Genomic DNA, 438 nt, shown 5'->3' on the forward strand with positions numbered 1-438 from the left:
CTCCGCGAATATGCCAAGGCCGGAGTCGCCACGGAGTTCCCGAACGGCGAATATGACAAGCTGGTAGCCGCTGGCTCCATCAAGAAGCCGAAGAACAAGACGGAACAGAAGGAGCTTGAACAGAAGCTCCAAGAAGGCCCTCTTGTGTCCGAGGCTATCCCGGCTGGCGAGGCCCAGGCCGTCGCTACCGAGGCCGACGAGACGAAAGTCAAGCCGACCAAGGCCAAGGGCTGATACAATGCCGAACGAGTTCCGTGAGCAAATGAGGGATGCTCGCCGTCAGCTTCATGATTACATGAGCGTGACGGCGGTTGCATGGTATGGGGACGTTCCGACCGACCCTGCCGACCTCATTCCGCTCACGGTTCGCGTTCATGAGAAGTGGCTGGCCCTTGGCGACCTCAAGGGTACGAATTTCAATTATGCCGAGGTTGAAGC

At 58.4% G+C, this 438-nt stretch carries 1 protein-coding gene and 1 pseudogene; both read left to right on the plus strand.

Going from position 1 to position 438, the window contains the following annotated elements:
- The coding region (locus C5S61_RS26725) for a hypothetical protein (RefSeq protein WP_164689198.1) at nt 1–234 on the plus strand (234 nt) is incomplete at its 5' end.
- A 4-nt stretch (nt 235–238) separates the two neighbouring features.
- Nucleotides 239–438 (plus strand): annotated as a pseudogene (locus C5S61_RS27035) (hypothetical protein); the annotation flags it as partial.

This window comes from Herpetosiphon llansteffanensis, from assembly GCF_003205875.1.
GTDB classification, from domain to species: Bacteria; Chloroflexota; Chloroflexia; order Chloroflexales; family Herpetosiphonaceae; genus Herpetosiphon; species Herpetosiphon llansteffanensis.